Origin of the sequence: Variovorax glacialis, from assembly GCF_051216375.1 — a bacterium.
In the GTDB taxonomy this organism is placed as follows: domain Bacteria; phylum Pseudomonadota; class Gammaproteobacteria; order Burkholderiales; family Burkholderiaceae_C; genus Variovorax.
Map to the genome: position 1 here is coordinate 77,885 of NZ_JBPJZT010000010.1, position 13,952 is coordinate 91,836.

The 13,952-nt window shown below is 67.6% G+C and carries 14 protein-coding genes and 1 pseudogene; 9 read left to right on the plus strand and 6 right to left on the minus strand.

Going from position 1 to position 13,952, the window contains the following annotated elements; all coding sequences use genetic code 11:
• From otsB to otsA, 3 genes are read left to right on the plus strand one after another with little or no spacing between them, the layout of a single operon-like run.
• Nucleotides 1-765 (plus strand): trehalose-phosphatase, encoded by a 765-nt coding sequence (gene otsB / locus ACSFBL_RS24510; RefSeq protein ID WP_435518417.1) that lies wholly within the window; start codon nt 1-3, stop codon nt 763-765.
• Nucleotides 762-2,687: a glycoside hydrolase family 15 protein gene (locus ACSFBL_RS24515; RefSeq protein WP_435518418.1), complete on the plus strand. Its 1,926-nt coding sequence runs from the start codon at nt 762-764 to the stop codon at nt 2,685-2,687. Before otsB ends, ACSFBL_RS24515 begins: the two co-directional genes overlap by 4 nt.
• Nucleotides 2,684-4,069 (plus strand): alpha,alpha-trehalose-phosphate synthase (UDP-forming), encoded by a 1,386-nt coding sequence (gene otsA / locus ACSFBL_RS24520; RefSeq protein ID WP_435518419.1) that lies wholly within the window; start codon nt 2,684-2,686, stop codon nt 4,067-4,069. Before ACSFBL_RS24515 ends, otsA begins: the two co-directional genes overlap by 4 nt.
• Nucleotides 4,070-4,089: 20 nt before the next feature.
• Here the strand turns inward: otsA and ACSFBL_RS24525 are convergent, their stop codons facing one another.
• Nucleotides 4,090-4,413: a hypothetical protein gene (locus ACSFBL_RS24525; RefSeq protein WP_435518420.1), complete on the minus strand. Its 324-nt coding sequence runs from the start codon at nt 4,411-4,413 to the stop codon at nt 4,090-4,092.
• Between the two features lie 181 nt (nt 4,414-4,594).
• Between ACSFBL_RS24525 and ACSFBL_RS24530 the strand changes: the two genes are divergently transcribed.
• Nucleotides 4,595-6,064 carry an aminotransferase-like domain-containing protein gene (locus ACSFBL_RS24530; RefSeq protein ID WP_435518421.1) on the plus strand — a complete coding sequence of 490 codons (1,470 nt, stop codon included), beginning with the start codon at nt 4,595-4,597 and terminating at the stop codon, nt 6,062-6,064.
• Between the two features lie 13 nt (nt 6,065-6,077).
• On the opposite strand, the gene ACSFBL_RS24535 is transcribed toward ACSFBL_RS24530, so the two are convergent.
• The 5 genes from ACSFBL_RS24535 to ACSFBL_RS24555 all read right to left on the minus strand — a co-directional run bounded on the left by ACSFBL_RS24535 (nt 6,078) and on the right by ACSFBL_RS24555 (nt 10,169).
• A complete protein-coding gene (locus tag ACSFBL_RS24535; RefSeq protein ID WP_435518422.1) occupies nt 6,078-7,004 on the minus strand; it encodes an ROK family protein in 927 nt (308 codons plus the stop codon).
• 4 nt (nt 7,005-7,008) lie between these two features.
• Entirely contained in the window at nt 7,009-7,203 is a 195-nt protein-coding gene (locus ACSFBL_RS24540) for a DUF2905 domain-containing protein (RefSeq protein WP_028251900.1), read from the minus strand.
• Between the two features lie 9 nt (nt 7,204-7,212).
• Entirely contained in the window at nt 7,213-7,995 is a 783-nt protein-coding gene (gene hisN / locus ACSFBL_RS24545) for a histidinol-phosphatase (RefSeq protein WP_435518423.1), read from the minus strand.
• Between the two features lie 46 nt (nt 7,996-8,041).
• Nucleotides 8,042-8,941: a TauD/TfdA dioxygenase family protein gene (locus tag ACSFBL_RS24550; RefSeq protein WP_435518424.1), complete on the minus strand. Its 900-nt coding sequence runs from the start codon at nt 8,939-8,941 to the stop codon at nt 8,042-8,044.
• Between the two features lie 130 nt (nt 8,942-9,071).
• The gene (locus ACSFBL_RS24555; RefSeq protein WP_435518425.1) at nt 9,072-10,169 is read right to left on the minus strand and encodes a class I SAM-dependent methyltransferase; all 1,098 of its coding nucleotides are present in this window, start codon (nt 10,167-10,169) and stop codon (nt 9,072-9,074) included.
• Nucleotides 10,170-10,188: 19 nt separating this feature from the next.
• Between ACSFBL_RS24555 and ACSFBL_RS24560 the strand changes: the two genes are divergently transcribed.
• The 5 genes and pseudogenes from ACSFBL_RS24560 (at nt 10,189) to ACSFBL_RS24580 (ending at nt 13,673) form a co-directional block, all read left to right on the plus strand.
• Nucleotides 10,189-11,037, plus strand: coding sequence for an SDR family oxidoreductase (locus ACSFBL_RS24560; RefSeq protein ID WP_435518426.1), 849 nt, complete (start codon nt 10,189-10,191; stop codon nt 11,035-11,037).
• Nucleotides 11,038-11,041: 4 nt separating this feature from the next.
• Nucleotides 11,042-11,425: a dihydroneopterin aldolase gene (locus ACSFBL_RS24565; RefSeq protein ID WP_435518427.1), complete on the plus strand. Its 384-nt coding sequence runs from the start codon at nt 11,042-11,044 to the stop codon at nt 11,423-11,425.
• Nucleotides 11,426-12,336 (plus strand): annotated as a pseudogene (gene ttcA / locus ACSFBL_RS24570) (tRNA 2-thiocytidine(32) synthetase TtcA).
• A 4-nt stretch (nt 12,337-12,340) separates the two neighbouring features.
• Nucleotides 12,341-13,000 carry a DUF4136 domain-containing protein gene (locus ACSFBL_RS24575; protein WP_435518428.1) on the plus strand — a complete coding sequence of 220 codons (660 nt, stop codon included), beginning with the start codon at nt 12,341-12,343 and terminating at the stop codon, nt 12,998-13,000.
• Nucleotides 13,001-13,031: 31 nt separating this feature from the next.
• Entirely contained in the window at nt 13,032-13,673 is a 642-nt protein-coding gene (locus ACSFBL_RS24580; RefSeq protein ID WP_435518429.1) for a histidine phosphatase family protein, read from the plus strand.
• Nucleotides 13,674-13,952: the final 279 nt, after the last annotated feature.

Genomic DNA, 13,952 nt, shown 5'->3' on the forward strand with positions numbered 1-13,952 from the left:
ATGCTGCAGACGCCCCCCCGACTCACGCCCGACGCGGCCCTGTTCCTCGACTTCGACGGCACGCTCGTGGCCATCGCCGAGACGCCCGAGGCTGTCCACGTTCCCGCGGCCATGGTGCCGCTCCTCGGCGACCTGCATGACCTGCTGGGCGGCGCGCTCGCGGTCGTGTCCGGCCGACAGATCGACGTGCTCGACCGCTTCCTCGCACCGCTGCGCCTGCCGGCCGCCGGCGAGCACGGCGTGCAGCGCCGCGACGCGCAAGGTGCCATGCAGGAGCAGCGCGCGCACGATCTCACGATGGTGCTCAACGCCGCCAACGAACTCGCCCGGGTTCATGAAGGCCTGCTGGTCGAGCGCAAGCACGCGGCCATCGCCCTGCACTACCGGCTTGCGCCGCAGTTGGAGGCCGTGTGCCGCGACGCGATGGCGCGCGTGATCGACGGCCAGCCGCAATTCGAGCTGCTGCATGGCAAGTTCGTGTTCGAGGTCAAGCCCGCGGGCATCAACAAGGGCGTCGCGATCGACGCCTTCATGCGCGAGGCGCCGTTCGCGGGCCGCGTGCCCGTTTTCGCGGGCGACGACACCACCGACGAAAGCGGCTTCGCCATCGTGCAGCCGCGCGGCGGCGTGGCGATCAAGGTCGGCTCCGGGCCCAGCCTGGCGCTGCACCGGCTCGATTCGCCGAGGGCCGTGTTCGAATGGCTGGTGGCCGCGCGAGACCTGCTTGCATCGCCGCCGCCCCCAACCCCGAGGAAACCTGCATGAGCATCATCCAGAAAGAGGTCGACGCGCCCGAAGACCGCGCCGGCCAGTCCATCGCGGGCGCCGCGAGCGCGGGCGACAAGGCGCCCGCCCATCCCGAGGCCATCACCGAACCGTCCGCGCGCACCGGCTTCGGGCCGCCGGCCGAGCCCTCGCTCGATGTGGGCGTGATCGGCAACTGCGCCTACAGCGCGTTGATCGACGCGCGCGGCCGCGTCGTCTGGAGCTGCCTGCCGCGCTTCGACGGCGACCCGGTCTTCAACGCGCTGCTGCACACCGGCGAGGATGCGAGCGCATGGGCCATCGAGCTCGAGGATTTCGCATCGTCAAAACAGTGGTACGAGCCGAACACCGCCGTCCTGCGTACCCAGCTCTTCGATTCGGCGGGCCAGGGCATCGAGATCACGGACTTCGCGCCGCGCTTCCACAGCCGCTCGCGCTACTTCCGGCCGCTCACGATGGTGCGTCGCGTGAAGCCGATTCAGGGGACGCCGCGCATCCGCGTCACGCTCGCGCCGCGCTTCCAGTGGGGCGCCATGGCGCCGACCATCACGCGGGGCAGCAACCACATCCGCTACGTGGGGCCGGACTTCACGCTGCGGCTGAACACCGACGCATCGGTCTCGCACATTCTGTCGCGCCAGGCCTTCGTGCTCTCGCGCGAATACAACTTCGTGCTGGGCGCGGACGAGACCCTGACCGATGGCATCGCCGACACGGCCCGCCATTTCGAGCAGGAGACCATCGCCTACTGGCGCACCTGGAGCAAGCGGCTCGCGATTCCCTTCGAGTACCAGGAGGCCGTGATCCGCGCGGCCATCACGCTCAAGCTCTCGCTCTACGAGGACACCGGCGCGATCGTCGCCGCGATGACCACCAGCATCCCCGAGGCCCCGGGCAGCGAGCGCAACTGGGACTACCGCTACTGCTGGCTGCGCGACGCGTTCTTCGTGGTGCGGGCGCTCAACAGCCTCTCCGAAGTGGGCACGATGGAGGACTACCTTCGCTGGCTGTCCAACGTGGTGATCGGCTCGCGGGGGGAGCACATCCAGCCGCTCTACGGCATCGGCCTGGAGGGCGAGTTGCCGGAATCCTTCGTCGAAGGGCTCAGCGGCTATCGCGGCATGGGGCCGGTGCGCGTGGGCAACCAGGCGCAGGAGCACTTCCAGCATGACGTCTACGGCAACATCGTGCTCGGCGCGGCGCAGGCCTTTCACGACCATCGGCTGCTGAGCCGGGGCGGCGAGGCGGAGTTTCCGTACCTCGAAGCCGTCGGCGAGCAGGCGATCCGCGTCTACGGCACGCCGGACGCAGGCATGTGGGAACTGCGCACGCGCGCCCGAGTGCACACCAGCTCCGCGCTGATGAGCTGGGCCGCCTGCGATCGCCTCGCCAAGATCGCACGCACGCTCGGACTCACGGAGCGCGAGGCCTACTGGCAGGCGCATTCGACGCGCATGCGGGAAGAGATCCTCGCCAAATCATGGTGCGAGGAGCGCCAGGCCTTCGCCGAAAGCTTCGGCGGCCACGAGCTGGACGCGAGCATCCTGCTCATGGCCGAGGTCGGCCTGATCGACGCACGCGACCCACGCTTCGTCTCCACCGTCGAGGCGATGGAAAAGTCGCTCTGCGACGGGCCATACATGCGCCGCTACGAAGCTGCCGACGACTTCGGCAAGCCCGAGACGGCCTTCAACATCTGCACCTTCTGGCGCATCGATGCGCTCGCCAAGATCGGGCGCAAGGCCGAGGCGCGCGCGATCTTCGAGACCATGCTGGCGGCGCGCAACCCGCTCGGGCTGCTGTCCGAGGACACGCATCCGATCACCGGCGAGATGTGGGGCAACTTCCCCCAGACGTATTCGATGGTCGGGATCATCAACGCCGCGGTCCGCTTGTCGGTCCCTTGGGATTCCTGCATATGAGCCGCCTGGTGGTGGTTTCGAACCGCGTGGCAGACCCCCGCAAGCCCGCGGCTGGCGGATTGGCGGTTGCACTCGGCGAGAGCCTCCAGCAGAGCGGCGGCCTGTGGTTCGGCTGGAGCGGGTCGATCGTCGAGGACGGGCCCACGGGCGAAGGCGAGATGCACAAGCAGCAGGCCGGCAAGGTCACGCTCGCCACCATCGACCTGAGCCGCGAGGACCACGACAGCTACTACTCCGGCTACAGCAACGACGTGCTGTGGCCGGTGTTCCACAACCGCCTTGACCTCGCGCACTTCGATGCCGGCTTCATCGGCGGCTACCGGCGCGTGAACCAGCTCTTCGCCCGCAAGCTGATGCCGCTGCTGGAGAAGGACGACATCATCTGGGTGCACGACTACCACCTGATCCCGCTGGCTGCCGAGCTGCGCGCGATGGGGTGCCGCCAGCGCATCGGCTTCTTCCTGCACATCCCGCTGCCGCCGCAGATCATCATTGCGGCCATCCCGCAGCACGAGTGGCTGATGCGCTCGCTGTTCGCCTACGACCTGATCGGCTTCCAGGCCCAGCAGGACGTGCAGCACTTCGAGCACTACGTGCGCAACGAAGCGCACGGCGAGATCCTCGGCGACCACCTGTTCCGCGCCTACGGCCAGACCGTGCGCTGCAACGCCTTCCCGATCGGCATCGACGTCGACGAGTTCGCCGCGCTCACGCATGCGAAGGAATCGCTCGACATGTACGAGACGATGAAGCGCGAGTACTCGAGCCGCCGCCTGCTGCTGGGCATCGACCGGCTCGACTATTCGAAGGGCATCCCGCAGCGCGTGCGCTCGTTCCGCGAGCTGCTGGCCAACTACCCGGAGAACCGCCGCAGCGCGACGCTGATCCAGATCGCATCGCCCACGCGCGAGACGGTCGACGCCTATGCGGACATCCGGCGCGAGCTCGAGGCCCTGTGCGGCGCCATCAACGGCGACTATGGCGAACTCGACTGGATGCCGGTGCGCTACATCCACCGCATGGTGGCGCGCAAACGCGTGCCGGGCCTGTGCCGCGCGGCGGCCGTCGGCCTCGTCACGCCGCTGCGCGACGGCATGAACCTGGTGGCCAAGGAATACATCGCGGCGCAGGACCCTGCGGACCCGGGCGTGCTGGTGCTGTCGCGCTTCGCGGGCGCGGCCGAGCAGCTCCGAGAAGCGCTGCTGGTGAATCCCTACGACACGCACGGCACCGCCGAAACCGTGCAACAGGCATTGATGATGCCTTTGGACGAGCGCCGGGAGCGCCACCAGAAGCTGCTGGCGCGCATCCGCGAGCAGGACGTGCACTGGTGGCGCGAAGGCTTCCTGAATGCGCTGCGCGCCGCGGAGAGCGTTCGCTAGGCACGCAGCTTCTACCGGCGTCAGGCCGTGCGGGCAACGAGCAACTGCACGAGCCGCGCGACGAGCGAGGGCCCGGCAGGCGCCGCCGCGGCAGGCTTCGGCAAGCCGATCACCTTGGCGGGCGACAGCGCAGCTACTTCGATCCATCCACCGTCCTCGGCGACATAGGCTTCGCCCTCCATGACCATGGACTTCGCGGTGAACACCGTATCCCCGAACCACGAAGGCGGAGAAACGATGTTCAGTGCGCCCTGCTCGACGAACAGGGTGAAGCCCTTGTCGACGGCCATGCGGAGCGTCTGGCCGGGGGACAGGCGGGTGGTTTCGTAGAGGTCGGTCGTCATCTGGAACACCTTTGAGGGAAGATTGCGATGGCTTCATCGTAGGGAAGGTGACGCCTGAAAAACAGGCACAGCCATCGGCATTCGCAGGCGGAACAGTCGTCGACATGCGCCATCTGTTATGGTCCCTTTCCCTCCAATCTGCATCTGTTCCCGCTACCCTGGCTGAAGGAGCATCGATCGCATGGAATCGCCACCGCTCTACCGGCAACTCGCCACGCACTACCTGGACGCGATCCGGGCGGGTTCGCTCGAGCCGGGCGACAAGCTGCCCTCGCTGCGCAGCCTGATGCGCCAACACGGCATCAGCCTGTCGACCGCGCTGCAGCTCTGCCGTGCGCTGGAAAGCGAAGGCTGGGTCGAGGCCCGTGACCGCTCGGGCTACTTCGTGCGGCGCCCGCGGCGCCTTTCGATCGCGCCCATGGACGAGCCGGCCGCCGACGTCGCGCCCGATCCCGCGCAGTACGTCGGCATCCATTCCAAGGTGTCGGACTTCGTGGCGCGCCGGCGGCAAGGCGAGGTGCAGGTCGACTTCTCGTGGGCACGCGGCGCGCCGGCGCTTTATCCAGCTGAAGCGCTGCGGGCCATCATGATGCGCATGTTGCGCCACCGGCCCGAGTTGCTGACGACGGCTGCGCCATCTCGCGCCCGCACCCCCCTGCGCGAGGCCGCCGCGCGGCGAGGCCTGCGCGCGGGCATGACGCTCGCACCGGAAGACGTGCTGGTCACCAACGGCTGCATCGAGGCACTGAACCTCGCGCTGCGCGCCGTGGCACAGCCGGGCGACACGGTCGCGGTCGAATCGCCGACCTTCTACGGCCTGCTGCAGGTGCTCGAAAGCCTCGGCATGCGCGCGCTGGAGATCCCGACCAGCCCGCAGACCGGCCTGTCGGTGGAAGCGCTGGAAATGGCGATCGAGGCCTACGGGCACATCAAGGCGGTGGTCGTCGTGCCGCATCTGCAGAACCCGCTGGGCAGCGTCATGCCGGACAGCCACAAGCAACGGCTGGTCGAGCTGTGTGAGCGCCATGCCATTGCGCTGATCGAGGACGACACCTACACCGAACTGCTCGATAGCGAGTCACCGCCGCGCGCGATCAAGTCGTGGGACCGCTCGGGCAACGTGATCCACTGCGCCTCGCTGCACAAGGTGCTGGCGCCGGGGCTGCGGCTGGGCTGGATCACGGCCGGCCGCTGGCACGGGCGGGTCGAGATGCTCAAGTACACGCAGTCACGCAGCAACGAGGAGCTTGCGCAATACGCGGCGGGCGAATTCATGGGCACCGGCGCCTACGACCGGCATCTGCGGCGTCTGCGCGAACGGCTGCAGGTTCAACGCGAGCGGACGGCCGATGCCATCGCCGCGCACTTCCCGGCCGGAACGCGGCTGAACCTGCCGCCGGGTGGCTTGCAGTTGTGGGTGGAACTGCCCGAGCGCCTCTCGTCGGCGACGGTGTTCGAAGCGGCCTTGCGCGAGCGCATCCTTATCGCGCCGGGGACGCTGTTCTCCAACTCCTCGCGCTTCGATCACTACCTGCGCATCAACTGCGGCTGGCCCTACGACGACGCGATCGATGCGGGACTGAGGCGGCTGGGCGCCATCGTCGGTGAATGCGCCGCCGCGCAGGCCGCGCCTGCGCGCAGGGCGGCCTGAGTCGCGCGTTGGGTCAGTCGAGCAGCGCCAGCGCGCCGTAGTCGCCGACCCTGTCACCCAGGCCGGCGGCGACCAGCACCGCGCCGCGCGTCAATGCCATGAGCTTGCCGTCGATCTGCGCCTGGAGCCGGGGCAGCAGGAAATCGCGGTTGTTCCAGAAGACGCTGCCGCCGAGGCTGATGCGTTCGAGATCGAGCGTGGCGATCAGGTTGTAGAGCATGCGGCCCATCACGCGGCACAGGGCGTCGGTCTTCGCGAGCGCCTGCGGCTCGCCACGCGCCGCCGCGGCGAACAGGTTGGCCGCGGGCTGCCCGAAGCGTCGCGCGATCGCATTGCCCGCGGCCAGCCCTTCGACGTCGCCGACGTTGCCGCAGCCGCACAGGGCGTTGGTGTCGTCGTCCACCACGAAGCTGTGCCCGGCGTGTCCAGCGTTCCCGTTCTTGCCGCGCAGCACCCGGCCTTCGACGCACAGGCCGACGCCGACGCCGGTGCTCCAGGTGACGTAGGCGCAGTGGTCCGCGCCCTGGAGCGCGCCCCAGCGTCGTTCGGCCTCGAGCGCGGCGACGGCGTCGTTCTCGACACGGACGTGGGCGAAATGGCGTGTGAGCGGCGCCTCCAGCAGCGCGGTCATCCAGTCGTTGGGCAACCCGCGTGCCGGCCCCGCGATGCCGCCGCAGATGTTGGGCGTCGCGAGTTCGACCAAGCCGTCTCGGAGTTCGAAAGGGCCGGCGGACGAGACGCCGACGCGGTCGATCGAGGCGCGTTCGACGCCCTGCTCGACACAGATCTCGTCGATGAGCCGCAGGATCTGCACCGCGACCGCATCGTTGTCGCCCGTCTTCGCGGTCGGCTCGCTGCGTCGGCCGATCAAGGGCGACGCGCTGTCCGCGGAAAGGCTGACGGCCACCTTGGTGCCGCCGAGGTCGACGCAGGCTCTCATCGGTTCAGATCCATCGTGCAATCAATGCCGCGATCATGCTGAGCACGACGGTGCTCGCAATCGGCAGCTGCCATTCGCGCCCGAAGGCACGGAACTCGAAATCGCCAGGCAGCCGCCCGAAGCCGAAGCGGCGCAGCCAGGCCGTGAGCCCGCTCATCAGCACCAGTGCCAGGACGACGACGATCAGCCAGCGAATCATGGGTGCAGTTTAGGCCGCCAACAGGGCGAGCGCCTGTCGGTGAAGTTCGGGGGTTGCGGCCGCGACCACGCGCCCGTCGGACTGGAGGTTGAGCGGACGCCCCTCCCAGTCGGTGACGACGCCGCCCGCCGCTTCGATGAGTCCGGTCGGGCCGAGGTAGTCGTAGGGCTGCAGGCCGGTCTCGACCACCAGGTCGATGGTGCCGCCCGCCAGTTGGGCATAGCCGTAGCAGTCGCCACCGAAGCGGCGCATTGCGCATTGGCGGCTGAGCCGGTCGAAGGCCTGCCAGTCGGCCGCATTGAAGATGTCCGGCGAGGTCGTGACGATGCGGGCCTCGGCGATCGTCCTGCAATCCCGCACACGCACCGGGTGGCCGTTGCGCTGTGCGCCGACGCCGGCCTGCCCGATCCAGCGTTCGCCGAGCACCGGCATGTCGACCATTCCCAGTTCGACACGCCCGCCGCGCACCAGGGCGATCAGCGTCCCCCACAGCGGCGAGCCGGTGATGAAGCTGCGGGTGCCGTCGATGGGGTCCAGCACCCAGACGCGCTCGGCGTCGACGCGAACCTGGCCATGCTCCTCGCCATAGATGCCGTCGGATGCGCGCTCGACACCGAGGATGTCGCGCATCGCGGCCTCCGCGGCCCGGTCGGCCTGCGTGACCGGGCTTTCGTCGGCCTTGGCGATGATGTCGAGCGGCGTGCGGAAGAGGCGCAGCGAATGCGCCGAGGCTGCATCGGCCAGCGCATGGGCGATGCGCAGGTCGTCGTCAGGGGAAAAATTCGGGCTCATGAGGGGCGATTAGACCCCAGCCACCCGCGCCCTTCCCGCGGGAAACTCAGAAAGGCGTGTCGCCCTCGATGGTGGTGCGATAGAGCTTGCGGCGCAGCTCGTCGGGCGTGCCGGCCGCCAGGTGCATCAGCGAGCGGTTGTCCCAGAACACGAGGTCGTGCGGCGCCCAGTGGTGGCGGTAGACGAACTCGGGCTTCACGCTGTGCGCGAACAGTTCGGCCAGCAGCGCATCGCTTTCGTCCTGCGGAAGGCCGACGATGCGCGTCGTGAAGTGCTCGCTGACGAAGAGCGCCTTGCGGCCGGTTTCCGGATGCGTGCGGACGACGGGCTGGACGGCAGGCGCCACCTGGTCGATCTGCGCCTGCGAAAGCTTGGGCCGCCACGGATTCTTCGCCCGCAGTTCTTCGTACTTCGCGAGATAGCTGTGTTCGGCCTTCAGCGGAAGGATGCGCTTCTGCAAGTCGGGACTCAGCGCCTCCCAGGCGAGATGCTGGTCGGCGAAGAGCGTGTCACCGCCTTTGCTGGGCAGTTCCTGCGCATGCAGCAGCGAGCCGAGGCTGGGCCGGGGCTTGTACGAGATGTCGGAATGCCAGTACACGCCTGCATCACCCAGGCCGATGGGTTCGCCGTTCTCCTTGATGTTCGACACGATCAGGATCTCGGGATGCCCCTGGAGGTGGAACTGGTGGAGCACGTGGATTTCGAGCGGGCCGAAGCGGCGGCTGAAGGCGATGTGGTCCGCCGGCGTGACCTGCTGGTCGCGGAAGACGATCACGTGATGGTCGAGATGCGCACGGTGGATGCGCGCGAAATCGGCATCGTTGATCGGCTTCGAGATGTCGAGGCCGACGATCTCGGCGCCGACGGGCGCGTCGAACGGACGAACTTCGAAATGCTGTGGCGGCGCGTTGCGCGTGCCGGCTTCGGGCGAGAGAACTTCTGTCATCCAATCAATCCATCGTGGTACCGCGCATCCGAATGCCTGCGGGACGCGGGCGGCAAACCAGCCACTCTAGGAGTCGCCCGGTCGATCTCAAAGGAAATGTTTGTTGCTAGCTTATGCCCGCTGTGCACGCTTACAAGGTGTGCGTGCGGTCGCCTTCCGCAAAGCCGATCGCATCCCAGTGCGGGCCCGCCGCGAAGCCGATCACCTTGAACAGTTCGCCCATCTCGTGCTCGTGGATCAGCCGCGCCGCCAGCGTGCGTTCGGACAACGTGGCCTGTTCCATCATCGACAGGATGCCGGCGTTGAGCAGGAACCTCGCCTGGCTGCAGTAGCCCAGCACTTCGAGGCCGGCGTTCTGGCCGGCCAGGGCCACGCCGGTGAAGTTCACGTGCGCCGTAATGTCCTTCGCGCCCACGTCCGAGAGCGGATCGGGGTCGGCCTGATGGCCGCGATGGCACATCACCGTGCCCATATGGCGCTGCGGGTGGTAGTACTCGGCCTCCGGGAACCCGTAGTCGATGAAGAAGGCGGCACCCTGCTTCAGGCGGTCGGACAGGGTGGCAATGAAGGCCTCGGCCTGGGGGTGGATCTCGGTCAGGTAGTCGTGTGCGCCTTGCACCTCCAAGGGTGGGCGCAGTTCGGTGGGGCGGTCCTCCCAGCCGAAGCCGTCGCCCTGCCGGACCACGCCGCGCTCGAACCATTGCCCCCGGTTCCGCACCAGCAGTTGCACCGGCATCGCGTCGAGCACCTCGTTGCCGATCACCACGCCGCGCATGGTCTCGGGCAGTTCGGCCAGCCATTCGACCTTGCCGGCGTGCCTGGTCAGCGTCTGCTGCTGGCGCTCGCGCAGCGTGCCGGAAAGGTCGACGATGCGATAGCGCGCCACCCGGTCGCCCAGTACGTCGAGCAACTGGAGGGCGAGCGCGCCGGATCCGGCGCCGAATTCCCAGACCTCGTCGGTCCCGGTCTTTTCCAGCGCCTCCGCCACTTGGATCGCGAGCGTGCGGCCGAAGATAGGCGTGAGCTGGGGCGCGGTCACGAAGTCGCTCCCGGAGGACGGCATCTGCCCGAACTTGCGGCTGGTGTTGGCGTAGTAGCCCAGTCCAGGTGCGTAGAGCGCCATGGCCATGAAGCGGTCGAAAGGCAGCCAGCCACCGGCGCGCTGCAACGCGGCATCGATAATCCGGGTCAGGGGGGTGGCGCGCTCGGCGCCTTGCTCCAGGTTCATTTACGGGAAATCTATCAGGATGTCTGAATCAACCCCACGCCACGGCGTGCTCGTGACTGGCGGCGGCCAGCGGCTCGGCGCCGCTGTCTGCGAGGCCTTCGCGCGCGCGGGCTGGCGGGTGTGGTGCCAGTACCGCGATTCGCAGGTGCAGGCGCTGGCATTGTGCGCGCGGCTGCGCGACGAGGGGCATGAGGCCACGGCGGTCGAGGCCGACATCGGGGCCGAGGAGCAGCGGCATGCACTGGTCGACCGGATTTCGGCGGCGGGCCCGCTGGCCTGCATCGTCAACAACGCGTCCGCCTTCGAACCCGACACCGGGATGGATTTCGAGCCCGACGCGGCGATGCGCCAGATCGGCGTGAACCTGATCGCGCCGCTTTCCTTCGCGCGGCTGCTCGCCCGAACGGCTGCCGCGGGCGACGGCATCGATCGGTCGGCCATCCACGTGCTCGACCAGAAGGTCTACAACCTGAACCCGGACTATTTCTCCTACACCGTGTCCAAGCTCGCACTGGAGCGCGCCGTCGCCCTGCAGGCGCAGTCGCTGGCCCCGGCGGTGCGCATCTGCGGCGTGGCGCCGGGCATCCTCTTCCCGAGCGGGCCACAGGCCCAGGACAATTTCGAGAAGGCCTCGCGCGCGAACCTGATGCGCCGCCCGATCGACCCGGCCGACGTCGCCAGGACCTGCGTCTTCCTCGCCGGCACGCCCAGCGTGACCGGCACCACCCTTTGCGTCGACAACGGCCAGCACCTGGTGCCGCTGCCCCGCGACATCATGTTCGTCGTCGAAGACCTGTTGCATCCACCCCCAGCCTCGCCCACTTCGAGTGGCTCGGACACCCCCTCGAGGGGGCGCACCCTGGAATGAAATCATGAACACTATCGATCCCCTGCTCGCCAACTGCCGGCGCGTCTTCCTGCGCGACTACGAGGTCTGGATCAACATCGGCGTGCACGAATTCGAGAAGCGCGCCGAGCAGCGCGTGATCATCAATGTCGACCTCTACGTGCCACTTGACGTCTCGACGCCGAAGTCGGACGAGCTCGACGAAGTCGTGGACTACGACTTCATCCGCCGCACCGTCGCCACGCGCCTGAACAAGGGCCACATCCACTTGCAGGAAACGCTGTGCGACGACATCCTGACGCAGGTGCTGACGCATCCCAAGGTGCAGGCCGCGCGCGTGTCGACTGCCAAACCCGACGTGTACCCCGACTGCGACGCAGTCGGGGTCGAAGTTTTCAGGAGCAAGTGAATGAGTGCCGTATGGATCGACGAGACGCCCTCGTCCACGAATCAACTGAAGATCGAACGCGAGACGCACAAGCTCGAGAAGCGGCTGTGCCGCGAAGTCGGCCGCGCAATCGTCGACTACAACATGATCGAGGAAGGCGACAAGGTCATGGTGTCGTTTCGGGCGGGAAGGACAGCTATGCGCTGCTCGACATCCTGCTCAAGCTCCGTGCCCGCGCGCCGATCCACTTCGACATCGTCGCGGTCAATCTGGACCAGAAGCAGCCGGGCTTTCCGGAGGACGTGCTGCCGGGCTACCTGACGGCCCTGGGCGTGCCCTTCCACATCGAGGAGCAGGACACCTATTTGATCGTCAAGCGCGTCATTCCCGAAGGCAAGACCACCTGCGGCCTGTGCAGCCGGCTACGGCGCGGCATCCTGTACCGCGTGGCGGACGAACTCGGCGCCACCAAGGTCGCGCTGGGCCATCACCGCGACGACATGCTGCAGACCTTCTTCCTGAACATGTTCTTCGCGGCCAAGCTCAAGTCGATGCCGCCCAAGCTGGTGAGCGACGACGGCAGGCACATCGTGATCCGTCCGCTCGCCTACGTGGCCGAGAAGGACCTGATCCGCTGGGCGCAGCACCGTGAGTTCCCGATCATCCCGTGCACGCTGTGCGGTAGCCAGGAGAACCTGCAGCGCAAGCAGGTCGCCGAGATGCTCCGCGAATGGGACCGCAAGTTCCCGGGCCGCATCGAGAACATGTTCAACGCACTGCAGAACGTCGTGCCCTCGCACCTGCTCGACGGAACGTCGTTCGACTTCAAGGGTCTGAAGGCGACGGGCGTCGCGGATGCCGACGGGGACAAGGCCTTCGACGCGCCCGAGTTCCCGACCACCCCATCCCCGCTCCGGATCGTGCAACTCTGACACCATGAAACGCCTGCTCGCCGCCCTCGTGCTGATCGCCAGCCTGGGCGGCTGCGCGACCCGCTGGGTGGTGGACAGCGATGTCCGGAGCTTCTCGAAGATCGAGACAGTGCCGGCCGGGTCGACCTTCCGCTTCGAACGCCTGCCTTCGCAGCAATACGACGAGGCCGCGCAGCAGCGACTGGAGGCGATGGCGGCCCCGGCGCTCGAAGGCGCGGGCCTGCGCCGGGACGATGCCGAACCCCGTTTCAGCGCGTTGATCGGCGCCCGCGTGAACACGGAGCTGTCGCCCTGGGCCGACCCATGGTTCTACGGCGGGCCGGGGTGGGGCCCCGGCTGGGGTCCGGGATGGGGACCGGGCCCGCGATTCGGCGCCTGGGGCTATGGCCCCGGCTGGTACGGCCGCGGCTGGTATGGCGGTGGCGGATGGTGGGGCCCCGCCTTCCCACCCCCGTCGCCCTGGTACGCACGCGAAGTCAGCATCGTGCTGCGCGAGCTGCCTTCCAACCGCGTCGTCTACGAAACCCACGCGCGCAACGACGGGCCCTACACCGCGACCGACGCCGTCCTGCCCGTGATGTTCCAGGCTGCCCTCCAGGGTTTTCCGAATCCGCCGGAGGGCGAACGGCGCGTCAACATCGAGATCCCGACGGCCAGGAATTGAGGGCTAGGGGTTCACCCTAGAATGCCTTCGAATGGAGCCCACCCGACTCATCGCCGTCCGTCACGGCGAAACCGCCTGGAACGCCGACAGCCGCCTCCAGGGCCAGCTCGACATCGCGCTCAACGACACCGGGCTCTGGCAGGCCCGGCGCGTCGCGCAGGCGCTGGAGGAGGAGTCCATCGCAGCCATCTACGCCAGCGACCTCGCCCGGGCGTGGCAGACCGCCCAGCAGATCGCCCAGACGCACGGCATCGAGGTCGAAGCCGAACCGGGACTGCGCGAACGGGCCTTCGGCCTGTTCGAAGGCCGCACCTTCGCCGAGATCGACGCCGAATTGCCCGAGCAGGCGCGGCTCTGGCGCACGCGCGACCCCGAATTCATGCCCGAAGGCGGGGAGTCCCTGCTTACTTTCCGTGAACGCGTGACGGGCACTGCGGCCCGCCTTGCGGCGCGGCATCCGGGCGAACTCGTGGTCATGGTGGCTCATGGGGGTGTCATGGACGTGCTCTACCGTGCGGCCACGCGGCAGGAACTGCAGGCGCCTCGCACCTGGGACCTGGGCAACGCGGCGATTAACCGGTTGCTCTGGACGCCGCAGGGATTCACACTGGTGGGATGGGCCGACACCGCCCACCTTCTCGGCGACGGAACGCTGGACGAAGCAACCGCCTGATCGCGCCCACTTCGCGCCGAATAGCTGCCTTAGTGCGCGTTTCGCGCTATGACTGACGTTTCGTGTCAGTAATTTGTATTCATTTTGTATAAATGAGTGCAGAATCGTATCCGTCTTAAAGCATTCTTCTGACACCCAAAACGCAACCAAGTGCGTCGAATGTTGCAGAGCATCCAAACGGCATAGGCTGCCAAATATGGCCTTTCGGAAGGTAGCGCAGGGGCGCTGTAGAGGGCAATATCGGGTCTCGGCTGAAAAATTAGCGCTTTGTGATTACTC